Consider the following 22,394-nt stretch of genomic DNA (forward strand, 5'->3'; position numbering starts at 1 on the left):
CCGCCTAATCGCCGTACTTGTTGGTCAGCGGCAGGATGCGTTCGTGACCGAACGCGCAGGCCGAAAGCCGCAATACGGGAGGGAACTGGTAACGCTTCTTCTCGTTGCGCATCAGCATCTGGTGAATCTTCTCCACCACCTCGGCGTCGAAACCCGCATTGACGATCTCCTCGCGGTGCTGCCCCTCCTCGATCATGCGGAACAGAATGGCGTCCACCACCTCGTAGGGCGGCAGGATGTCGCTGTCCTTCTGACCGGGATGCAGCTCCGACGACGGCTCCTTCGTAAGGATACTGTCGGGAATCACGTCGTCGTGCAGTTTATTGATGTAACGGGCCAGATAGTAGATTTCGCCCTTATAGAGGTCGCCCGTCACGCTGAACGCACCGGCCGTATCGCCGTAAAGCGTACAGAAACCGAGTGCATTTTCGCTCTTGTTCGAGGAGTTGAGCAGGATATACCCGCATTTGTTTTGCAGGGCCATCAGCATCACCGTGCGCAGACGCGCCTGGATGTTCTCCTCCGTCGCGTCGAACGCCGTACCGCCGATAACGGGTTTCATCGTATCGACGACGGCCTTGTAAGCCTCCGTAATCGGAACCACGTCGTAAGCGATTCCCAGATTGTCGGCCAGCTCGCGCGCGTCGACCACCGAGTGGTCGGACGAAAACTGCGACGGCATCAACAGCGCCTTGACGTTTTCGCGCCCCAGCGCATCGACGGCCAGACAGGCGACCACCGCCGAGTCGATGCCGCCCGAAAGGCCGATGGCGGCCTTCGCATAGCCGTTCTTCCCGAAATAGTCGTGCAGACCGCAGACCGCGGCCGAATAGACCATGCGGGTACGATCCTTGTAGGTGGTATAGGGCACTGCGATCGGTTCGTGCTCGGCCCGCGTGTCGAAGATCGCGAAATCCTCCTCGAAACTCTTCATCAGCAGTTCGATCTGCCCGTCGGCACCCACGACGGCCGACGTGCCGTCGTAGACGATTTCGGTCGAACCGCCCACCTGGTTGATGAGCATGATGCGCTTCGACTCCACGTATGCCAGATCGTGCATCGTGTTGTAGCGATAGGTCATCATTCCCTTGCCGAAACGGCGGGCGTTGATGCTGAGGATCAGATCGACCGACTTGTCGAAATTGGAGGTGCGGCTCAGGTCGTCCCCCACGATGACGGCCACCCGCTCGCCGCAGATCGTGATCGTCTCGCAGCCGCTTCCCTGAACGAGAAATCCCATTTCGCGGCGTGCGGTGATGAAACGCTTGCTTATGCAACGCTCGACCTCGCCATGCTGGATGACGGCGGCGGCGCTCACCGTACCGCATTCGGTCAGCACGGGAACACCCACGACGGCCGCGATACGGCCGCAATGCGAAGCGATCTCGTCCAACGCCTCCTCGCAAAGTTCGATAAACGTCGTTTTGCACAACAGATCCAGGGCGGGCGTTCCGCTGAGGGCCTGCTCGGCGAAGACGACGAGATCGGCGCCCTCGGACTTGGCCCGCTCGACGGCGCCGATGATTTTCGACTTGTTCCCTTCAATGTCGCCGATCGTATAATTCAACTGAGCAAGAGCGATTTTCATCTATCAGGAATTTTAATTTTCCAATATATATTGTGCAAAGGTAACGATTATTTGGAGAAGTTGGCACGTTTTCTCCTAAAATATGCCGCGCGGCGTCTCGCTCTGAGACGAAACTCCGGCAGCCACGGCACGAGGTGCCGACAGCACGCCGACACCGCCCCGTACAAACCTCCGCGCAATCCCGCCGTTCGGCCGAGCGCAACCGCTGCCTCCCGCCCCGCAATCGGCGGAAAGAAGACATGTTCCCGACCGGCGGCGACCGCGCCGGAGGCACGGCCCGCAGAACACCGCAAAAAGAGGGAGGTTCCGCCTCGAAAGAAACGAAACCTCCGCTATGTCCCGTTACCGGACTACTCTTCCGCGCCGTCGGGGTCGGCGACCAGAATACGACCGCAGTATTCGCAGATGATGATCTTCTTGCCCTGACGGATATCGGCCTGGCGCTGAGGCGGAATCCGATTGAAGCAGCCGCCGCACGCATCGCGCTTGACGGTCACTACGGCCAACCCGTTGTGCACGTTGCTGCGAATCCGGTTGTAGGCTGCCAGCAGGCGCTCGTCGATCTTGGCCTTGGCGACATCCGCCTGCTCGCCGAATTCGGCGACCTGCGAAGCCGTCTCCTCCTCGATACTCTTCAACTCGCCCTGTTTTACCTCCAAATCGGCTTTCCGGTCGGCGACGATCCCTTCGGTCTCTTCCAGCAGCGCCTTCTTGGCCTTGACAGCGGCCGCGTACTCTTTGAGACGCTTTTCGGCCAGTTCGATTTCGAGCTCCTGATACTCGATCTCCTTGGTAATGGCGTCGAACTCGCGGTTGTTGCGCACGTTGTTCTGCTGCTCCTTATAGTTGCCGATGAGGATTTTGGCCTGGTCCACCTCGCGCTTACGCTGTTTCGTCAGGGCGTTCAACTCCTCGATCTCGCCGTTGATATGCTCGATACGGGTGTTCAGACCGGCCAACTCATCTTCCAGATCCTGTACCTCCAACGGAAGCTCGCCTTTGATTTTGTTGATTTCGTCGATCTTCGAATCGATTTTCTGCAACTCGTAGAGTGCCAGAATTTTCTCCTGCATGGAGTAATCGACTTCGGCTGTTTTCTTCTGTGCTGCCATATGTCGTATTTAATGATTGAACTTCTTTTCTGCGTCCTCTCCGCCCGACCGCAGCCTGCAAGCAGACCGGCCCTCGCGCCACCGAAAACGTCATAAACAAAGGTAATTCACCGGATTGCAAGAGCAGCGGCTCTTGCGAACGGCAAAGGTACGCAAATTTTTCGAAAAAATCTCAAATAAAATCTCAATTGCGCAATATTCGCTTTCGAAATGGCCGATATCCGCCACCGTGAGCCGTCCCGAAGGGGCCATGAAGTCGTTATATTTCAGATCGGCCGTCAGATAGAGCTCGGCGCCCGCACGCAGGGCTTCGCCGAGGAGCGACCCGCCGGCACCGGTACAAACCGCCACGCGGCGCACCCGTTCGTGCACGATCCGGCTGTGGCGCAACGCCCCGACGCGGAGCCGCCGCCCCGCCTCGCGCAGATAGTCGAGCGTCGGCACGGCTTCGGGCAGCTCGCCCACCACGCCGAAACCCACCCCCTCGCCCTTGTCGGGCGACGGCGCCAGCACATGCAGCGAACCGATTCCCAACTCGGAAGCCAGCCGCCAGCTCATGCCGTTCGGGGCGCTGTCCAGATTGGTGTGGCAGGCGTAGAGCGCGATGTCCCGGCGCACGGCCCGCGCCACGCACCGCTGCACATAATCGGCTTCGTTGAGTCGTTTGAGCGGATGGAAGACGATCGGATGATGCGTCACGACGAGGTCGCAGCCCTCCCGCTCGGCTTCGGCGAGCACCTCCTCGGTCACGTCCACGGCCAGCAGGGCACGGCCGACCTCCCGTTCGGGATCGCCCACCACCAGACCGGCATTGTCGTATCCCTCCTGCAACGCAAGCGGCGCGAAACGCTCGATCGCGTCGGTTATCTCCTTGATCTTCATGGTCAGAAAAGCGACTGTTCGTAAAACGCGAATAACTCCTTATGTTCGGGCTCCTCCTTCTTGCGGCGTCCGCGCCGCCGGGCCTGCGACTGTACCGCGGGAACCTCTGCCGCCGGCGCAACCGGCGCCGGTGCCGCTTCGGGCACGTCGGAATCGACTACGATCGCCCGTTCGGCACTCTCCTTCAACTCGTTGCGCACCTCAACGAGCTGCGCGCGGATCGACTGCAACCGCTCCAGCAGCTCCATATCGCGCGCCACGCCCGGCATACCGCCTCCCTTCAACGCCCGCCGGGCGCCGTCGAGCGTCATCCCGCGCTCCTTGACCAGATGATAGATCAGTTTGAGGTTCTCCACGTCCTCGGGCGTGAACATCCGGTTGCCCTTCTTGTTCTTCTGCGGTTTCAGCACCTCGAATTTCGACTCCCAATGCCGGATCAGAGAGGGGTTCACATCGAACATCTCCGACACCTCGCCCATCGAATAAAACAGTTTCTTTGCCATATCCCGTAAAATTTATCGTCCTATCCTTTGAGTATCCTGAGCGAATTCGGATACAGATTGTTGCAACGGCGCCCGATCCGCTTGGCGAATCCCAGCGCCGCACCGTCGGCCGTCACCAGATTCATCCCTTCCGCGAAACGGTCGGCAGCCACCTCGCCGCGACGCAGGTAGCGCAGCGCCTCCTCCGGCGGCAACTCGCACACGGCCGCAGCCCCGCGGCGCAGCCCCGTGAAGAGCGCCAGCGCATGGGCCGGCCGGAGAACGCCCTTGAAAAGCTGTCCCATCTCCACCCCCGACGCAATGACGTTCAACACACCCGAAAGCATCGCCACGGCCTCCGCCTGCGGCTGCCAATAGCCGTAGAACGTATCGCCCACGGCAGCGAACCGCATCGCTTCGGGCTCCTCCACCCACCGCTCCAACTCCTGCACGGCACGGCGGTCGGCCCACGCCAGCGGGTCGCGCTGCGGTCTGAGCACTCGCCGCCGCTCGCCGCCGGCGGCACGTTTGCGCACCGCCGCCGCGAAAAAGCCCTCGCCCTCCACCCTGTGGGGATAGAAGCGGAAGGTCTGGAAATCGCCCTCCGCGCCGCACACGACGCCCCACGCCGGATCGACCGCGATCCGTTCGGCAGGTTCGGTCTCGCCGGCCGCCCAGGCCGAGAAGTCGCGCAGCACTCCTTCGTTCTCCGTAAAGTTGAAGGTACAAGTGCTGTACAACAGCAATCCGCCGGGACGCAGGGCCCGCCACGCTTCGCGCAGAATACCCCGCTGCCGTTCGGCGCACAGCGCTACGCCGGCCTCGCTCCACTCCGTGCGCGCCTCCTCCGACTTGCGGAACATCCCCTCGCCCGAGCAGGGCGCATCGACCGCCACCGCGTCGAACCACCCTTCGAGACGGGCGACCTGCGACGGATCGTTGACCGTCACGACCACGTTGCCCACGCCCCATTTACGGACATTGTCGGCCAGCACGGCGGCACGGTTGCGGACGATCTCGTTCGCTACGACCAGCCCGCCGCGCCCCGCAAGCGTCGAATAGAGGGTCGTCTTCCCTCCCGGAGCGGCGCACAGATCGAGCACGCGTCCGCCCCCGATTCCGCCGCACGCCGCGACGATATGGCCGACGAACTGCGACGACGCCTCCTGCACATAGTAGCGTCCTGCGTGAAAATCGGGGTCGAGCGTAAACGACGGACGGGCATCGAGCCAGTATCCCCCCGAGCTCCAACCGATCGGACGGCCGGAGGGTGCGGCGAGTCCCTTGGCCGCATTGAGCCGCACCGAAACGGACGGTTCGCCCGTCAGCGCACGGCACAACGCGCCGCCCTCGTCCGGACCCAGTTCGCGCAGGACGCGTTCGACGAATTTCGCAGGCAGCATCGTCAACGCTTCTGTTCGTTACGCAACCGGTCGATCCGCCGGCAAATCTTCTCCAACACGGCGGGATTCTCCACGAAATCCTCCGTATCCTTGTCGACCAGGAGCACTTCGCCGTCGTAGATGTCGTTGACCCAGTGTTCGTACTTGGCATTCAGACGGCAGAGGTAGTCCTCGTCGATATTCATTTCGTAGTCGCGCCCGCGTTTGCGGATCTGCGCGGTGAGCGTCGGCACGCTCGCCCGAAGATAGATCAGCAGATCGGGGCGGGGAATGAACCCCGAACCGAGCCGGAAAATCCCCATATAGGTCTCCAAATCGCGCGTCGACATCAGCCCCATCTGGTGCAGGTTGTCGGCGAAGATGTGGGCGTCCTCGTAGATCGTGCGATCCTGAACGATCACGTCGTCGCCCGATGCGAGCATATCGAGCGTCTGCTGGATACGACTGCCCAGAAAATAGATTTGCAGGTGGAACGCCCACCGCTGCATGTCGTTGTAGAAATCGCCGATATAAGGATTGTTGCTCTCCTCATAGTAGGCCTTCGCGTTGTAGTGCCGGGTCAGTATCTCGGTCAACGTCGTCTTTCCGCTGCCGATATTTCCCGCAATTGCAATGTACATGTCGTTATAATCTCCTTCGTTATCAATTCACACCTGCCGCCGGACGTTCACGCCGCACATTGCCGCTGCGCGGATGCCGACATTCCCTCCCCTTCGCCCCTCCCTTTGGCAAAGGGAGGGATTCAAACGAAATCCGAACTCTATATTCTCCTTCGTTATCAATTCACACCTGCCGCCGGACGTTCCTGCTGCCATCTTCCCGACAGTGCTGCGCGCCGTCGCCCCGTGCGGCGAAGTGCTCTCACACGAAACGGCTCGTGCAACTCCGACCGCTGCCGACGAACCGCGACACCACAGCCGCCGGGGCCGCTACCCCCGCACGCCTACCGCCGCATCCTGTTCGGCCGTCGTCGCCAGCACATCCTCCAACACCCTGCGGTCGTTGGCAAGGCGCGGAACCTTGTTTTTGCCGCGCCGAAGCATCCAGCGGGCGAACGTACCCGCCGGAACGACATGCATCTCGGGCGGCGCCATCGTACTGCGGCGTTTGGCCTCGTAATCGGAGTTGAGCCGCATCAGTTCGCCGTCGAGCTTTTGGACAAAGGCATCGAAACTCTCCGGAGCGCGGCCGAACTCCACGATCCATTCGTGGGCGCCCCGCCCGTGCAGCGTCATGTAGCGGGGACCGGCCGTATACTCCGACACCACGGCACCCGTGGCTTCGGCGGCGACCGTCACCGCCCGTTCGGCATTTTCCATGACCACCTCCTCGCCGAAAGCGTTGATGAACTGGCGCGTACGCCCGGCGACCCGAATCCGGTAGGGATCGGTCGAGGTGAACTCCACCACGTCGCCCAACTCGTAACGCCACAGCCCGTTGCACGACGAAATGAGCATCGCATACCGCCGCCCCGCCTGCACGCCTTCGAGCGGCACCACCTCGTCGCCGTCGCGGAACTCGTAATAGGTGCCGTAATCGAGCATCAGCAGCATGTCGTCGCGCGACGCATCGTCGGCGATGGCAAAAAATCCCTCCGAGGCGTTGTAAGTCTCCATGTAGTGCATCCCCGCCGAAGGGATCAGTTCGCGGAACGCCGCACGGTAGGGTTCGAACCCCACGCCTCCGTGAGCGAACAGTTCCAGATGCGGCCATACCTCGCACAGGTTGCGGCGCCCCGTGTACTCCACCATGCGGCGCAACAGCGCCAGGTTCCACGACGGGACACCGGCGAAGGCCGTCACCCGCTCCGATGCGCACTCGCGGCAGATGCGTTCGACCTTCTCGTCGAAATCGGCCAGCAATGCCGTCTCGCGGCGCGGCGTGCGGAACCAGCCGCTCCAAAAAGGAGTTCGCTCGACCAGCAGCGCCGACAGGTCGCCTACGACGATTCCGCCGCTCTTCGAACAGGTGCCCCCGAGCGTCAGGGTCTTCCCCTCGAATACCCGTGTCGAGGGATACTGCCCCACGTAGAGGGTCGCCACGTCGCGCAGCCCCCGCGTGTGGCAGCGCCACAGCGAGACGTCGGTGACGGGCAGGTATTTGCTCCGCTCGGAGGTCGTGCCCGACGAACGGGCGAACCACCGCACCCGGCCGGGCGCCGCGACATCGGCCTCGCCCGCCATCATCCGCTCGACGTAGGGTTTGAACGACGTGTAATCGAACCGCTCCACCCGCTGCGCGAACGCTTCGGGCGTGCGGATCTCCCCGAAACCGTACCGTCGTCCGAACTCGGTTCGTGCGCATTCGCGCAGCAACCGTTCGAGTTCTTTGCGCTGCGTCTCGGCGGGACGACGCCGGAACCGTTCGACCGAACGGCTGCGCAACGAGAAAAAAGTCCGTAAAATCGTACTCTTGAATGACACCGGAAAATCAGTTACAACTGCGCCTCGCCGCTCCCTCCATCCGTTCCGATCGCATACGGAGCGGGCCGGCCGCCGTTAATCAATTAAAAAAATCGCACACTCGCTCCACCGCATCCGGCAGGGCGAAGACCACCACACGGTCGAAAGCCTTGATCTCGGTACTCCCGACGGCGATTTCGACCTTGTCGCCGCGGACGATGCCGCCGATGATGACATTCTCCGGCAGCCCCATCTCCTTGATGCGGCTGCGCGTAGCGGGCGAGTTGGGCTTGGCGATGAACTCCATCACCTCGGCTTCGCTGCCCGTGAGGTATTTGATCGCCTGCACGTCGGACGACATCGTGAAACGAAAGATGTTCGACGCCGTAATCAGCTTCTTGTTGACGATCGTATCGATGCCCATGCTCTCGGCCAGATTGATGTAATTGAGGTTCTCGACCTCGGCGATCACCTTCTTCACCCCCATGCGGCGCGCCAGCAGCGCCGCGAGGATGTTGGTCTCGCTGCGCCCCGTGACGGCCAGGAAGGCGTCCATATTGGGCAGTCCCTCTTCGAGCATCGCCTCGGTGTTGCGGCCGTCGACATTGATGATGAGCGTCTTGTCCAGCAGCTCCGCCAACCGGTAGGCCTTCTCGGCGTTGTAGTCGATCAGTTTGATGTTGACCTCGTTCTGCAACTCGGAAGCCACCTGCACGCCGATGCGCGATCCGCCCAGGATCATCAGGTTCTTCACCTCGATGTGCGACTGCCCCGACAGGTCGTTCACCTCGCGCACCGCATCCTGACGGGCGATCACGTAGATCGTGTCACCCTCCTCGAAACGCTCCTCGGCGTGGGGAATGATCGTCCTCCCGTCGCGCGTGATGGCCACCGTACGGTAGCTCAGCTCGGCGTCGCTGTCCGAAAAGCCGGCCAGCTCCCTGCCGACGAGCGGAGAGGTAGGTTCCAACTTGAAGACCGACAGCGAAAGCCGTCCGCCTGAAAAATCCACGTATTCGGTCGTCGAGGTGTGCCCCAGCAGATCGACCACCTCGGCCGCCGCGACCTTTTCGGGATAGAAAAGGTAGTCGATTCCCATTTCGATGAAAATCTCCTTATTGTTGGGTTCGAGATACTCGTTGTTGTCGATGCGGGCGATGGTTTTGCGCGCACCGAGCTGCTTGGCGATCACCGCCGCGACGATGTTGTCGTTTTCGGTGTGGTTCACCGCGATGAAGAGATCGCACTTGCGTGTCGAGGCCTTGCGCAGCGCCTCGAAGGTGGTCGAGTCCCCCTCGACGGTGATGATGTCGGCCAGCGTCCCCACCTCTTCGAGCGCCTTGGCGTCGCGGTCGATGACCGTGATGTCGTGGCCGTTGCCGCTCAGCATCGTCGCCAGATGGCTGCCCATCTCTCCGGCTCCTGCTATGACGATTTTCATAATTGCTCTTCGTTGTTTTCCGCCTCCGGCGCGCACGTCGCCGGCGTCCGCCTCCGTCCGCCGCGACATCCGCCCGCAGGGATCGTGCCGCAGGCGACCGTCCCGTGCGAACGATCGGGGCAGGCATTTTGCGTTTTGCAGACAAATGTATAAATTTGTTGCGGAAAGCACAAATTTTCCACCCCTTTTTCCTCCATGAAGCGAGACTTCAAGTCGGAGTCGGGAAACTTTTAAGATTGAATTCGTTATGTCCAACTGGATCATCGTCATTCTGTGCGCCGTCGCGGCCGTCGCGCTCTTCGTCGCGGGTATGTCGCTCACGCTCATGCTCAAAGGCCATCATATCGATTCGGAAATCTCGACCAACAAGGAGATGCAGCGCCGCGGCATCAAATGCGCCGTACAGGAGACGCGCGAAGCGATGCAGCAGGCCGACTGTTCCGACACGTCGGGCCTCTGCTCGGGCAACTGCGCCGGCTGCGACGTGGAGCACGAACAGAAATAACGGTCCGCTCGCACGAAGAGATTCCGCAGCGCCGAAAACCGCGTAATGGGCTTTCGGCGCTGCGGAATCCGTTTGTTCCCGGACACGGATGCGGCCGGCAGCGAAAATCGGTGATTTTTGACAGATCGTCCGACGTATCGGGCTTTGCGGCGGCGTAAAAAACGATTCCTTTGTTCCGAAGAAACCATTTGCCATGAGAAGCCTTTTACGAACCGGTCTGTTCCTGCTTCCGCTGCTCGCCGCAGGCTGCGACCATATCGAATACCACCCCTACGACACCGACATAAGCGGAGAGCAGAATATCAACGCCAAGAACATCGCCCGCATCGAAGCCGCCTGCCGCGGCAGGCAGACCGTGCGTTTCGCCATGATCAGCGACACGCAGCGCTGGTACGACGAAACCGAAAAAGCCGTCGAAGCGCTCAACGCCCGCGACGACATCGACTTCGTGCTCCACGGCGGCGACCTCTCGGATTTCGGGCTGAAAAAAGAGTTCATGTGGCAGCGCGACATCCTCAACCGCCTGCGCGTACCTTACGTCTGCCTGCTGGGCAATCACGACTGCCAGGGTACGGGCGAAGCGGTGTTCGAGAAGATTTTCGGACCGTCCGACTTCGCATTCACGGCCGCCGACGTGCGCTTCGTCTGTCTGAACACCAACGCCATGGAGTACGACTACTCGCATCCCGTCCCCGATTTCGATTTCCTCGAACACGAATACGGCTCGTTCGCACCGCCGGCGCGCCGCACGATCTTCGCCATGCACGTGCGCCCCTACGACTTCCAGTTCAACAACAACGTGGCCAAAGTCTTCGAACACTACGTCATGCGCTTTCCCCAGCCGCTCTGCTGCATCTTCGGCCACGAACACCGCTGGATCGAGGAGGATATTTTCGGCGACGGCATGATGTACTACGGCTGCCCGAACATCGAGAAACGCACCTATATCCTATATACGCTCACCCCCGACGGATACAGCTATGAGAAGGTCGATTTTTAGTCTGCTGCTCCTGCTTCCGCTCTGCGGGGCGGGACACGCCGTCCCCGCCGCCGACTCTCTGCCGCTGCATCCGCCCGCACCCGCCATCGCCCCCGCAACGATCGCATTCTCTCCGGCCGGCCGTACGGAAGAACTGCCGCAGCTCGCCGGCGACACCCTGCCCGCTGTGCGGACGCACCGGATCGAGCGGCTGCCGCTCGACCGGCGCCGCCATACCTGCCGCGACGGATGGCGGCGCATGATCCCCACCCACGTCAAGGTACAATACGCCGGCGGCATGGGTTTCCTCTCTTTCGGTGCCGGATGGGACTACGGACGCAAATGTCAATGGGAGACGGATCTCTACCTGGGATTCCTGCCGCGCAGCAAGGCCGACAAATTCTACGTCACCACCACAGCCAAACAGAGCTACATCCCGTGGAGCATCGCCTGCGGCAACCGTTTCGCCGTCGAACCCTTCTACTGCGGCATGTACATCAACACGATCATCGGCGAGAAGTTCTGGGTCAAGGAACCCGACCGCTATCCGCGCAAGTACTACACCTTCTCCACCAAGATACACACCTTCCTCTTCATCGGACAGCGGTTGACGCTCTATACCAACCGCTACACGCGCTCGCTGCTCAAAGGCGTCACGGCCTACTACGAACTGAGCACCTGCGACCTCTACCTCATCAGCGCCGTCACCAACAAAAGCCTCGACGGCTGGGACATCGTCGGGCTGTCGTTCGGAGTGAAATTGCAACTGTTCTGACCGGCGGAGGCACCGTCGCCCCGCACGTCCGAAGACGAAACGGCGGAACGACCGATCCCGCCGCAAAAGAAACGCTTATCCGCAGAATCTCTGATTTCCGCGGGTCCGTCCGCTGTTCGCCGACGCCGGAACCGATGCGAGTCCCGGCGAGCGCAAGCCGCCCTATCTCGACCTCCCGAAACCGGACAAAGGCTACTATACAAAAATCCGGTCTCCCTTCCAGGGAGACCGGATTTCGTATCCGTCGTGCCCGGCTTACTCGGCCAGAGGCGTTACGCTCACATAGGATTTGCCTTCACGCTTCTTGCAGAACGAAACCGTTCCGTCGACCAGTGCGAAGAGCGTGTGATCCTTGCCGATACCCACGTTTTCACCCGGGTTGTGCACCGTACCCCGCTGGCGAACGATGATGTTGCCGGCCTTAGCGAACTGACCACCGAAAAGCTTCACTCCGAGTCGTTTGCTCTCCGACTCACGGCCGTTCTTCGAACTACCTACACCTTTTTTGTGTGCCATGTTTCTCTAATTTTAAGGTTATGCGACAATTTCTTCAACCAGAACCTGGGTCAGATACTGACGGTGACCGTTCTGCTTCTGATAACCCGTTCTGCGCTTCTTCTTGAACACGAGGACCTTGTCGTCCTTCAAGTGTTTCAGAATCTTGCACTTCACCGAGGCGCCTTCTACTACAGGTGCGCCTACCTTGACCTGACCGTCGTTGTCTGCGAGCAGGATTTTGTCGAAGCTCACCGACGAGTCTACCTCGCCCGAAAGACGGTGAACATAGAGCTTCCGACCTTTTTCAGCCTTAAATTGCTGACCTGCAATCTCTACTATTACGTACATCTGTGTCGATTATGTTTTCAAACATAAATTTCAGTCCGCAAATATACGCAATATTTCGGAATATCCAATCCGGGCCCCGTAAATTTTTCGCCGTCGGCAAACCGTTTTGGCATATTTTTAGGAAGTTGCGAAACCGGATACCGCCGCAACGGCATTTCCGAAGGTTTTTCCGGCATTCCGGAGAAGCAATAAGCGGTATGTTTTTACGTTTTATATACGCAATATCGAAAATATTGTTATCTTTGAACGGGCCAATGAGTATCAATACGACCGAAACCATGTTGAGCGAACAGATCAAACGCTTTCTGCTACCCCATACGTTCAATGCCGCAGTACGTGCCGGAGCCGCCGTAATGCGGATCTACGAACACCGCGACGATTACGACCTGTCGAAGTACGACGGAAATTTCCGCTCCATCACCGCCGCCGACCGTGCGGCGCACGAGGCGATCAAGCGCACGCTGGGACAGACACGCATCCCGATTCTGAGCGAGGACGGCCGCGAAATGCACTACGAGGAGCGCTGCAACTGGGAACTCTTCTGGCTGGTCGATCCGCTGGACGGCACGCGCGAATTCATCGCCGGCAACAACGAGTTCACGATCAACATCGCCCTGATGGAGAACAACGTCTGTGCGGCGGCCGTGATCTACGTCCCCTATCTGCACAAGATCTACTTCGCCGACCGGGGCTTCGGCTCCTATGTGCGCGACGGGGTCGAACCCAGCGCCGACGCCGCCTACACCTTCGACGAAATCAAACAGGGAGCCCGCCGGCTGCCGCTCGTCGCCGAACGGCACGCGCACCCCTTAATCGCCATCTCCCGTTCGCACAACACCCCCGAAACCTTCGCCCACGTCGAGGCGCTCCGGCGTCGTTATCCCGACGCCCAAGTGATCGAGCAGGGCAGTTCCTACAAATTCTGCCTGCTGGCCGAAGGGCGGGTCGACTACTACGTCCGCACGACCCACACCTACGAGTGGGATACGGCCGCCGGCGAACTGATCCTCGCCGAAGCGGGCGGACGGCTCGAAGCGCTGGCGGACGGCGCCGCCTTCCGCTACAACAAGCGCGACCTGCAAAATCCGTGGTTCGTCTGCCGCGCGCACAACTGCGCCATCGGCTGAACCGCCGGCGTCCGCGCATCGACTCACAGAGACCGGAAAATTCCGGTCTCTTTCGTTATGGCCGACAATTCTGCCGAAAAAGAAAGGATAGGAAACAAAACATCACGGAAGTTTTGATTTCTCCTGCTCTTTTTCTATTTTTGTTGGGATAATCGACTACTAACCTAACTTTCTAATCTTATGAAAAAAAGTCTGCTGCTCCTCGGCGGCGCTCTCGTACTGTTCTCGAACAGCGCCTTCGGATGGGGAAAAATGGGCCATGACGCCATCGCCTACATCGCCGAATGCAACCTCACGCCCAAGGCGAAGAAAACGATCGAAAAGATCCTCGGCCACTCGATCGTCTACTACGCCACCTGGATGGACGAATGGCGTGCCGAGCCCGGTTACGAACATACCAGCGCCTGGCACACGGCCTCCGTGGACAAGAATCTCGTCTATGCACCGCGTCCGAAAGGCGACGTGATCTTCGCACTCGAAGACGCGATCGCCAAATTGCAGGACTACAAACAGCAGGACGACTCGACCGTCGTGATGAGCCTACGCTGCATCATCCACTTCGTAGGCGACATGCACTGCCCCGTCCACGTGAAGTACGCCGACCAGAAGAGCTACAACGTCTACCTCAACGGCGACAAGTGCAGTTACCACAACGTATGGGACGACCAGATCATCTCGCGTTCGCACCGCTGGGGCTACCTCGAATACGCGCATCAGTTGGATCGCTGCACCAAACAGCAGATCAAGACGATCACCGCCGGCACGCTGCGCGACTGGTTCCACGAAAACGCCCGCGACAGCCGCCACATCTACGAACTGGTCGGCCCCAATGAGAAACTCGACAAGAACGAAACAAAGTCCTTCGTCAACCATACGCACGAATACGCCGAGCGGCAAATCCTGCGCGCCGGTTACCGGCTGGCACACGTGCTCAACGAACTGTTCGACTAACCGATCCCGCAATACCTAAAATGAAAAAGACGCTCTTCCTGCTCTCCGCGGCGCTGATTCTCTGCTTCGACTCCGCTTTCGGCTGGGGGAAAATGGGCCACGACGCCATCGCCTACATCGCCGAATGCCACCTTACGCCCAAAGCGAAGAAAACGATCGAAAAGTACATCGGCACCTCCATCGTACACTACGCTTCGTGGATGGACGCCTACCGTTTCGAGCCTCAGTACGCCCACACCTCGCTGTGCATACCGCCTGGGTCGACGACAACGACGAGTACGATCCCACGCGCAAGCCCGACGGCAATGCGATCAAGGGAATCGAGGATACGATGGAGCTGCTGCGCGACTACAAGTCGCTGGACGACTCGACGGTCGTGGTCAGCATCAAGTATCTGGTGCATCTGGTGGGCGACATGCACTGCCCGACGCATGTCAAATACCCCGGCATCAAGGGCTTCAACATCTACGTCGACGGCCGCAAGCTCAACTACCACGGCGTCTGGGACAGCTACGTGCTCGACTGCAACGTGCGATGGAGCGGCATGGAATTCCAGCACATCCTCGACCGCTGCACCAAGCGGGAGATCAAGGCCATCACCGCCGGATCGGTGCGCGACTGGTTCCACGACTGCGCCGTCTACTGCCGGCAAATCTACGTGCTGGCACAGCCCGACCAGCAGTTCAAAAGTCCCGACGTATGGGAGGATTTCCTCAACCCCGCACTTCCCATCGCCGAACGGCAGATTCTCTACGCCGGCTACCGGCTGGCGCACGTGCTCAACGAACTGTTCGGATAACACCCCATCCACACGAACACAAAAACGGCGATCCTTTCGGGATCGCCGTTTTCGACAAATACCGTCCGCCCTATTTCTTCTCAGCGGGCGTCAGTTTCTCGGCCGGGACGACGGCCTTCACCGAATCGGTTGCGGGAGCCTCCCCGACAGCCGCAGGTTCGGCCGCAGGCAGCGGTTCGGCCTTCGTTCCCTTGAAGACGAGCGCCTTCTTCCCGTCGTCGAAAAGCGTCAGCACGTCGCCGTCGATCTCGTACTTGTCGGCCTCTTCGAGCAGCTTCGCGAAACGGCTCTCCAAATCCATGTTCGGACAGGCCATCATCGTGCTGGCCAGCCGCTCGATGTCGAGTCCGTTCCCCTCTTCGAGTTCGTAGGGGCCGAACAGGCGGTTGCAGGCACCCACGCCGTAGACCATCATCCGCGACGGGTCGAGCGTGAAATTGAACGTATCCTCTCCGGCCGCGAAGGCGGGATCGGCCTTGCCGTCCATCTCCGTGAGTTTCCACTGCGTCCCTTCCAGCGGGAGGTTCGTTTTCGGGCTTCCGCAGGCCGCCAGCATCAGCATCGCCGCAGCCGCTCCTAAAATCTGTTTCATCTTCGTAATCATTTTGGTTTCGATCGGTTTCCGATCCTGTTTTCAATAAAAATGCCGGAAGAAGGCAAATCCTGCATCCTTCCGGCAAAATTCGTCATGCGGGACTAATATTCCATTTTCGAGAGCCGCTGATAACCGGCGTAACGCCACTTGGCATTCTCCTCGGCTGCCTCGAACAACTCCTCGGCCTCGGCCGGGAAGGTCTTCAACAGCGAAGTGTAGCGCACCTCCTTCATCAGGAACTCGCGGAACTTCGACCAGTCGGGCTCCTTCGAATCGAGCACGAAGGGATTCTTGCCCTGCTCGGCCAGTTCGGGATTGTAGTGCCACAGGTGCCAGTAACCGCAAGCTACGGCCTCCTTGCCGACGGTCTGCGTGCGCGTCATGCCGCCCTTGATACCGTGGTTGATACACGGCGCATAGGCGATCACGAGCGACGGGCCGGGATAGGCCTCCGCCTCTTTGAGCACGTTGAAGAGCTGCATCTGCGATGCGCCGATCGAAACCTGCGCCACGTAGACGTAGCCGTAGGTCATGGCCATCGCACCGATGTCCTTCTTGCGGATGCGTTTGCCGCTCGACGCGAACTTCGCCACGGCACCCACCGGCGTCGCCTTGGACGACTGACCGCCCGTATTGGAGTAGACCTCCGTGTCGACGATCAGGATATTGACATCCATACCCGACGCCAGCACATGATCCACGCCGCCGTAACCGATGTCGTAGCCCCAGCCGTCGCCGCCGATGATCCACTGCGACTTCTTGACCAGCAGGTCTTTCATCGCCAGAATCTCCTTGCAGGTGTCGCAGCCGCAGGCCTCCATCATCGGGACGAGCCGTGCCGACACCTCGGCCGAACGCGCCGACGAACCGCGCGCTTCGATCCACTCCTTCATCACGCCTTTCAGCTCGTCGGAGCACTTCGTGCATTCGGCGATCGCCCGCTCCATGAGGTGCTGTATCTTGTCGCGCTGCTTCTCCACGCCCACGTGCATACCCAGACCGAATTCGGCATTGTCCTCGAAGAGCGAGTTGGCCCACGCCGGGCCCTGTCCCTGCGCATTGGTGCAGTAGGGAGTCGAAGGCGCCGAACCCGAGTAGATCGACGTACAGCCCGTAGCATTGGCCACCATCATCTTGTCGCCGAAGAGCTGCGTAATGGCCTTGATGTAGGGCGTCTCGCCGCAGCCGGCGCAGGCTCCCGAAAACTCGAAGAGCGGCTGCGTGAATTGCAGATTCTTGACCGAACGGGTCTTGTCGACCGCATCGCCCTTGTAGCCCACCTTCTCGTTGCAGTACTCCCAGTTCTTCTGCTGATCGAGCTGCGATTCGAGCGGTTTCATCACCAGCGCCTTCTGCTTGGCGGGGCAGACGTCCACGCAATTGCTGCAACCCGTACAGTCGAGCGGCGAAATCTGGATGCGGAATTTGTACTCCTTCGTCTCGCCCAGGCCCTGCTTCCATGCTACGCCCGATGCGGCGGCCTCCTCGTCGGTAGCCAGGAACGGACGGATCACGGCGTGCGGGCAGACGTAGGCGCACTGGTTGCACTGGATACAGTTGTCGATCTGCCACTCCGGCACGTTCACGGCGATGCCGCGTTTCTCCCACGCCGCCGTACCGTTGTCCCACGTACCGTCCTCACGGCCGTTGAAGGCCGAAACGGGCAGCAGGTCGCCTTTGAGAGCGTTGATCGGATCGACGATGCTGCGCACGAACTCGGGACGCTTCATGTCCACGCCGTGCGACGCCTCCTTCACCTCGATCCCTGCCCACTCGGCGGGCACTTCGACCTTCTCGACCAGCTTGCCGCCGGCGTCGACGGCCGCATAGTTCATGTTGACGATATCCTCGCCCTTCTTGCCGTAGGTCTTCGCAATGGCCTTCTTCATCTCCTCGACGGCCTTGTCGAAGGGAATCACGCCGGCGATCTTGAAGAACGCCGACTGCATGATCGTATTCGTGCGCGAACCCAATCCCAGCTCGGCGGCGATCTTCGTGGCGTTGATGATATAGAAATTGATCTTGTTCTTGGCCAGATAGACCTTCATATGATCGGGCAGCGTGCGGCAGGTCGTCGCAGCGTCGTGCACCGAGTTGAGCAGGAACGAACCGCCCGCCTTCAACCCTTTGAGCACATCGTACTTATCGACGTACGACGGCACGTGGCACGCCACGAAGTCGGGCGTCGTGACCAGATAGGGCGACGTGATGGGCAGGTCGCCGAAACGCAGGTGCGACGAGGTGTAACCGCCCGATTTCTTCGAATCGTAGGAGAAATAGGCCTGGCAATACTTGTCGGTCGTGCCGCCGATGATCTTGATCGAGTTTTTGTTGGCACCCACCGTGCCGTCGGCGCCCAGTCCGAAGAAGAGCGCCTCGAACGTACCGGGCTTGGCCATCGAGATCTCCTCGCCCACGGGCAGCGAACGATTCGTCACGTCGTCGACGATGCCCACCGTGAACTGGTTCTTCGGTTCGCCGGCTTTCAGATTCTCGAACACGGCGAGCATCTGCGCCGGCGTGGTGTCCTTCGACGAGAGACCGTAACGGCCGCCGATGATGAGCGGTTTGCGCTCGGCGGGAATCTCCTTGCACGTGGCGAACGCCTCGACCACGTCCAGATAGAGCGGATCGCCGTTGGCTCCCGGCTCCTTGGTACGATCCAGCACGCAGATGCGCTTCACAGTCTCGGGCAGCACGGCGCCGAGGTATTTCACCGAGAAGGGACGGTAGAGGTGTACGGTCACCACACCCACCTTCCCGCCGCGGGCGTTCAGGTAGTCGACCGTCTCTTTGAGCGTCTCGGTCACCGAACCCATCGCCACGACGACATGCTCGGCATCCTCCGCACCGTAATAGACGAAAGGCTTGTAGTCGCGGCCCGTGATCGCGGAGATCTCGCGCATCGCCTCGGCCACCATGTCGGGCACGGCGTCGTAGAACTTGTTCGCGGCCTCGCGCGTCTGGAAATAGATGTCGGGATTCTGGGCCGTACCGCGCGTCACGGGGTGCTCGGGGTTGAGCGCACGGGCACGGAACTCTTTCAGCGCGTCGCGGTCGAGCATCGCCGTAAGGCGCGCCTCGTCGATCAGCTCGATCTTCTGGATCTCGTGCGAGGTGCGGAATCCGTCGAAGAAGTGGAGGAACGGCACGCGCGATTTGAGCGCCACGATGTGCGCCACGCCCGCCAGATCCATCACCTCCTGCACCGACGAGGTAGCCAGCATCGCGAAACCGGTCTGGCGCGTGGCCATCACGTCCTGATGATCGCCGAAGATCGACAGCGACTGCGCGGCCAGCGCACGCGCCGAGACGTGGAACACGCCCGGCAACAGCTCGCCCGAAATCTTGTACATATTGGGAATCATCAGCAGCAGACCCTGCGATGCGGTGAACGTCGAGGTCAGCGCGCCGCTCTGCAACGAACCGTGCACGGCACCCGCGGCACCGGCCTCCGACTGCATTTCGACGACCTTGACCGTCTCTCCGAAGATGTTTTTGCGACCCTGGGCCGCCCACTCGTCGACCAATTCCGCCATGGTCGACGACGGCGTGATGGGATAGATTGCAGCCACCTCCGAAAACAGGTAGGCGATGTGTGCCGCAGCATAATTTCCATCACAGGTGATAAATTTTTTCTCTGCCATATCAATAGACTTGAAAATTGTTAATTTTCAGCATTTTACACACATACATGCGCGCAAGACTGATGCAAAGGTATAAAATTCCCCCAAGAGTACCCAGCATTTTTTGCGTTAGTTTTTTAACAGTCGGAATGTTATTCTTTTCACACTCCGCCCGGTTGTTTTCTCCGCCGAAATCCTCTATCTTTGCACTTGGAGAATTCCGGCCCGATAGGCGGCGTTCCAGCAGAAAAACGCATCGGATTCTGCACGCGACTTGCACTATCTCCGCCTCAAACCCCACACGATGATACCGTACAAACGACATACCCTTTCCAACGGGCTGACGGTGGCCGTCAACCGCGACCGCCAGTCGAAACTCGCGGCCGTAAACATCCTCTACAAGGTCGGGGCGCGCAACGAAGATCCCGCCCGCACGGGCTTCGCGCACCTGTTCGAACACCTCATGTTCCGCGGCACGCGCGACGTGCCCGATTTCGACCTGCCGGTGCAGATGGCCTGCGGCGACAACAACGCCTTCACCAATAACGATTATACGGACTTCTATATTACCTTGCCGAAGGACAATATCGAGACGGCCCTCTGGCTGGAAGCCGACCGCATGACCGGACTCGACATCTCGCCCGAAGCGCTCGAAACCGAAAAACGGGTCGTCATCGAGGAGTACAAGCAGCGTTATCTCAATCAGCCCTACGGCGATCAGGGAATGCTGCTGCGTTCGCTGGCCTATACCCTCCACCCTTACCGCTGGGCTACGATCGGGCTTACGCCCGACCATGTGGCCCGCGCGACGATCGACGAGGTGCGCGCCTTCTACCTCCGCTGGTACCACCCCTCGAACGCCATTCTGTCGGTCTCGGCCGACATCGACGAAGAGCGGGTCTTCGAACTGGCTGAACGCTACTTCGCCCCGATCGCCTACACGCCCTCCGCAGCCGGCCCGCTGCCCGCCGAACCCGAACAGACGGCCGAACGCAGGCTCGAAGTCGAGCGCGACGTACCGGCCACGGCGGTGACGGTCGCCTACCCCATGGGCGACCGCCTTTCGCGGGATTTCTATCTGGGCGACATGGCCTCCGACATCCTGTCGGGCGGCGATTCGGCACGGCTCTACGAACGGCTCGTCAAGCGCGACCGGCTCTTTTCGAGCGTCAACGCCTACATCACGGGCGACGTCGATCCGGGGCTTTTCGTCCTCACGGGGCACCTGCTGCCGGGACGCACCGTCGAGGAGGCCGAAGAGGCCTTCGCCCGCGAAATCGAGGAGATGCAAACCCTCCCCGCGAGCGACTACGAGATCGAAAAGGTGAAGAACAAGTTCGAAGCGAACGCCCTGTTCGGCGAGTTGAACGTGATGAACAAGGCGATGAACCTGGGTTACTACGAAATGCTCGGCGATCCCGGCCTCGTCAACCGCGAGGTGGAGCTCTACCGCTCCGTCACGGCGGCCGAACTGACCGACTTCGCGCGTCGCACCTTCCGCGCCGCACGCCGTTCCACCCTTATCTACCGCGCGACACGATGAAACAACCGCAACTCACCACTCCGTCGGACATATCGCTCCACGAACCCCTCCACCGCACGCTCCCCAACGGCGTGACGATCCACACGCTCTGCGCCGCGGAATTCGAGGTCGTGCGCGTCAGCTTCGTCTTCCGCGCCGGCTCGGCGCAGCAGCGCAAAGCGTTCGTCGCCACGTCGACGGCCAACCTGCTGAGCGAGGGGACGCGCGACATGACCTCGCAGCAGATCGCCGAACAATTCGACTTCTACGGCTCCTATTTCGACGTGAACGTCGACCGCGACTACGTCTACATCAGCTTCTGTTCCCTGTCGAAATATTTCCGGCAGACGCTCGCCGTCGCCGAACAGATCCTGCTTCACCCCCTCTTTCCCGAAGAGGAGGTCGCCTCCTACCGCGAAAAGCGCAAGCAGCGGCTGCGCATCGAGCGCATGAAGGTCGAGACCGAGGCCCGCGAAGCCTTCGCCCGCGCGCTTTTCGGCCCTGCGCACCCCTACGGAATAACATGGCCCGAAACAGCCTACGACGACCTCACGCGCGACGACCTGCTCGATTTCTACGCACGCCACTATACCGCCCGCAACTGTTTCGTGGTGTGCAGCGGCGCAGCCGACGCGGCCGTCGTCGACGCAGTGGCCGAGGTGGCCGGACAGCTGCCCGCAGGCGCCGACCGCGCCGCAGAACCGTTCCCGCCGGCAGTCACGACGCCCCATGTCGCAGTGCCCCACGCAGGGGCCGTGCAGTCGTCGATCCGCATCGGCCGGCTGCTCTTCGGCCGCAACCACCCCGATTACGTCGGGATGCAGGTGGTGGCGATGCTGCTGGGCGGTTATTTCGGGTCACGCCTGATGCAGAACCTGCGCGAAGCGAACGGGTTCACCTACGGCGTGGTCGCAGCGATGGTCAACCTCGAACGCGAAGGCTACCTGGCCGTCGCGACGCAGGTAGCGCGCGACGCGACCGAGCAGGCGCTCGCAGAGATCTACCGCGAAATCGAACGGCTGCGCACGGAACCCGTCGCCGAGGAGGAGCTGTCGCTGGTGCGCAACATGATGACGGGCGAGATGATGCGTATTCTCGACGGGCCGTTCGGCATCGCCGACGTCACGATCGAAAACATCCTCTGCGGCCGACGCAACGACGTCGTGAGCGAGAATCTGCAACGCATCCGCGCCATTACCCCCGCCGAGGTGCAGCGGCTCGCCGTGAAATACCTGCCGCGCGAAGCGCTGGTCACGGTCGTGGCGGGAGGACCGGAAAGCGTCCTCTGACGGGACGCCGGCAGTTCGGCCGCCGCCATCCGATTCCGGCCCGACGGAGCCGGAATTTGCTTTTCCGGAC

20 protein-coding genes and 1 pseudogene are annotated in these 22,394 nt (G+C 60.7%); 9 read left to right on the top strand and 12 right to left on the bottom strand.

The window, feature by feature from the left end:
* Positions 1 to 4: 4 nt before the first annotated feature.
* The 8 genes from FMF02_RS01215 to trkA all read right to left on the bottom strand — a co-directional run bounded on the left by FMF02_RS01215 (position 5) and on the right by trkA (position 9,310).
* A complete protein-coding gene (locus tag FMF02_RS01215; protein WP_141411929.1) occupies positions 5 to 1,588 on the bottom strand; it encodes an NAD+ synthase in 1,584 nt (527 codons plus the stop codon).
* A 350-nt stretch (positions 1,589 to 1,938) separates the two neighbouring features.
* Positions 1,939 to 2,700: a zinc ribbon domain-containing protein gene (locus FMF02_RS01220; RefSeq protein WP_019131094.1), complete on the bottom strand. Its 762-nt coding sequence runs from the start codon at positions 2,698 to 2,700 to the stop codon at positions 1,939 to 1,941.
* Positions 2,701 to 2,790: 90 nt separating this feature from the next.
* Positions 2,791 to 3,582 carry a Nif3-like dinuclear metal center hexameric protein gene (locus FMF02_RS01225; protein ID WP_019131095.1) on the bottom strand — a complete coding sequence of 264 codons (792 nt, stop codon included), beginning with the start codon at positions 3,580 to 3,582 and terminating at the stop codon, positions 2,791 to 2,793.
* 2 nt (positions 3,583 to 3,584) lie between these two features.
* On the bottom strand, positions 3,585 to 4,085 hold the full coding sequence (locus tag FMF02_RS01230; protein WP_141411930.1) for a MerR family transcriptional regulator: 501 nt from the start codon (positions 4,083 to 4,085) through the stop codon (positions 3,585 to 3,587).
* 20 nt (positions 4,086 to 4,105) lie between these two features.
* On the bottom strand, positions 4,106 to 5,467 hold the full coding sequence (locus FMF02_RS01235; RefSeq protein WP_141411931.1) for a methyltransferase RsmF C-terminal domain-like protein: 1,362 nt from the start codon (positions 5,465 to 5,467) through the stop codon (positions 4,106 to 4,108).
* 2 nt (positions 5,468 to 5,469) lie between these two features.
* Entirely contained in the window at positions 5,470 to 6,087 is a 618-nt protein-coding gene (locus FMF02_RS01240) for a deoxynucleoside kinase (RefSeq protein ID WP_141411932.1), read from the bottom strand.
* 309 nt (positions 6,088 to 6,396) lie between these two features.
* A complete protein-coding gene (locus FMF02_RS01245) occupies positions 6,397 to 7,890 on the bottom strand; it encodes a GH3 auxin-responsive promoter family protein (protein ID WP_141411933.1) in 1,494 nt (497 codons plus the stop codon).
* A 79-nt stretch (positions 7,891 to 7,969) separates the two neighbouring features.
* A complete protein-coding gene (trkA, locus tag FMF02_RS01250; protein ID WP_141411934.1) occupies positions 7,970 to 9,310 on the bottom strand; it encodes a Trk system potassium transporter TrkA in 1,341 nt (446 codons plus the stop codon).
* A 247-nt stretch (positions 9,311 to 9,557) separates the two neighbouring features.
* On the opposite strand from trkA, the gene FMF02_RS01255 reads away from it, so the two are divergent.
* The 3 genes from FMF02_RS01255 (at position 9,558) to FMF02_RS01265 (ending at position 11,569) form a co-directional block, all read left to right on the top strand.
* Positions 9,558 to 9,815, top strand: a complete 258-nt coding sequence (locus tag FMF02_RS01255; RefSeq protein WP_141411935.1) for a hypothetical protein — start codon at positions 9,558 to 9,560, stop codon at positions 9,813 to 9,815.
* Between the two features lie 193 nt (positions 9,816 to 10,008).
* The gene (locus tag FMF02_RS01260; protein WP_141411936.1) at positions 10,009 to 10,815 is read left to right on the top strand and encodes a metallophosphoesterase family protein; all 807 of its coding nucleotides are present in this window, start codon (positions 10,009 to 10,011) and stop codon (positions 10,813 to 10,815) included.
* Positions 10,796 to 11,569 carry a hypothetical protein gene (locus FMF02_RS01265; protein ID WP_141411937.1) on the top strand — a complete coding sequence of 258 codons (774 nt, stop codon included), beginning with the start codon at positions 10,796 to 10,798 and terminating at the stop codon, positions 11,567 to 11,569. Before FMF02_RS01260 ends, FMF02_RS01265 begins: the two co-directional genes overlap by 20 nt.
* A 255-nt stretch (positions 11,570 to 11,824) precedes the next feature.
* Here FMF02_RS01265 and rpmA read toward each other — a convergent pair whose 3' ends face one another.
* Together rpmA and rplU are read right to left on the bottom strand one after the other, a co-directional pair.
* Positions 11,825 to 12,085: a 50S ribosomal protein L27 gene (gene rpmA, locus FMF02_RS01270; RefSeq protein WP_019131104.1), complete on the bottom strand. Its 261-nt coding sequence runs from the start codon at positions 12,083 to 12,085 to the stop codon at positions 11,825 to 11,827.
* An 18-nt stretch (positions 12,086 to 12,103) separates the two neighbouring features.
* A complete protein-coding gene (rplU, locus tag FMF02_RS01275; protein ID WP_141411938.1) occupies positions 12,104 to 12,415 on the bottom strand; it encodes a 50S ribosomal protein L21 in 312 nt (103 codons plus the stop codon).
* Positions 12,416 to 12,669: 254 nt separating this feature from the next.
* On the opposite strand from rplU, the gene FMF02_RS01280 reads away from it, so the two are divergent.
* The 4 genes and pseudogenes from FMF02_RS01280 to FMF02_RS01290 all read left to right on the top strand — a co-directional run bounded on the left by FMF02_RS01280 (position 12,670) and on the right by FMF02_RS01290 (position 15,292).
* Complete coding sequence (locus tag FMF02_RS01280; RefSeq protein WP_141411939.1) at positions 12,670 to 13,542, top strand: 3'(2'),5'-bisphosphate nucleotidase CysQ family protein; 873 nt, start codon at positions 12,670 to 12,672, stop codon at positions 13,540 to 13,542.
* A 180-nt stretch (positions 13,543 to 13,722) separates the two neighbouring features.
* Positions 13,723 to 14,493, top strand: coding sequence for a S1/P1 nuclease (locus FMF02_RS01285; protein WP_141411940.1), 771 nt, complete (start codon positions 13,723 to 13,725; stop codon positions 14,491 to 14,493).
* A 92-nt stretch (positions 14,494 to 14,585) separates the two neighbouring features.
* Positions 14,586 to 14,675, top strand: a pseudogene (locus tag FMF02_RS13980) (S1/P1 nuclease); the annotation flags it as partial.
* 62 nt (positions 14,676 to 14,737) lie between these two features.
* Positions 14,738 to 15,292 carry a S1/P1 nuclease gene (locus FMF02_RS01290; RefSeq protein ID WP_317129833.1) on the top strand — a complete coding sequence of 185 codons (555 nt, stop codon included), beginning with the start codon at positions 14,738 to 14,740 and terminating at the stop codon, positions 15,290 to 15,292.
* 70 nt (positions 15,293 to 15,362) lie between these two features.
* On the opposite strand, the gene FMF02_RS01295 is transcribed toward FMF02_RS01290, so the two are convergent.
* Both FMF02_RS01295 and nifJ read right to left on the bottom strand, forming a co-directional pair.
* Entirely contained in the window at positions 15,363 to 15,884 is a 522-nt protein-coding gene (locus FMF02_RS01295) for an META domain-containing protein (RefSeq protein WP_227044127.1), read from the bottom strand.
* Between the two features lie 104 nt (positions 15,885 to 15,988).
* On the bottom strand, positions 15,989 to 19,534 hold the full coding sequence (gene nifJ, locus FMF02_RS01300; protein WP_019131110.1) for a pyruvate:ferredoxin (flavodoxin) oxidoreductase: 3,546 nt from the start codon (positions 19,532 to 19,534) through the stop codon (positions 15,989 to 15,991).
* Between the two features lie 283 nt (positions 19,535 to 19,817).
* Here nifJ and FMF02_RS01305 point away from each other — a divergent pair, with 283 nt between their 5' ends.
* Positions 19,818 to 21,056, top strand: coding sequence for a M16 family metallopeptidase (locus FMF02_RS01305; RefSeq protein ID WP_141411941.1), 1,239 nt, complete (start codon positions 19,818 to 19,820; stop codon positions 21,054 to 21,056).
* On the top strand, positions 21,053 to 22,324 hold the full coding sequence (locus tag FMF02_RS01310) for a M16 family metallopeptidase (RefSeq protein ID WP_141411942.1): 1,272 nt from the start codon (positions 21,053 to 21,055) through the stop codon (positions 22,322 to 22,324). The genes FMF02_RS01305 and FMF02_RS01310 overlap by 4 nt, the downstream gene beginning before the upstream one ends.
* Positions 22,325 to 22,394 lie beyond the last annotated feature (70 nt).

The sequence above is a fragment of the Alistipes communis genome (assembly GCF_006542665.1).
In the GTDB taxonomy this organism is placed as follows: Bacteria; Bacteroidota; Bacteroidia; order Bacteroidales; family Rikenellaceae; genus Alistipes; species Alistipes communis.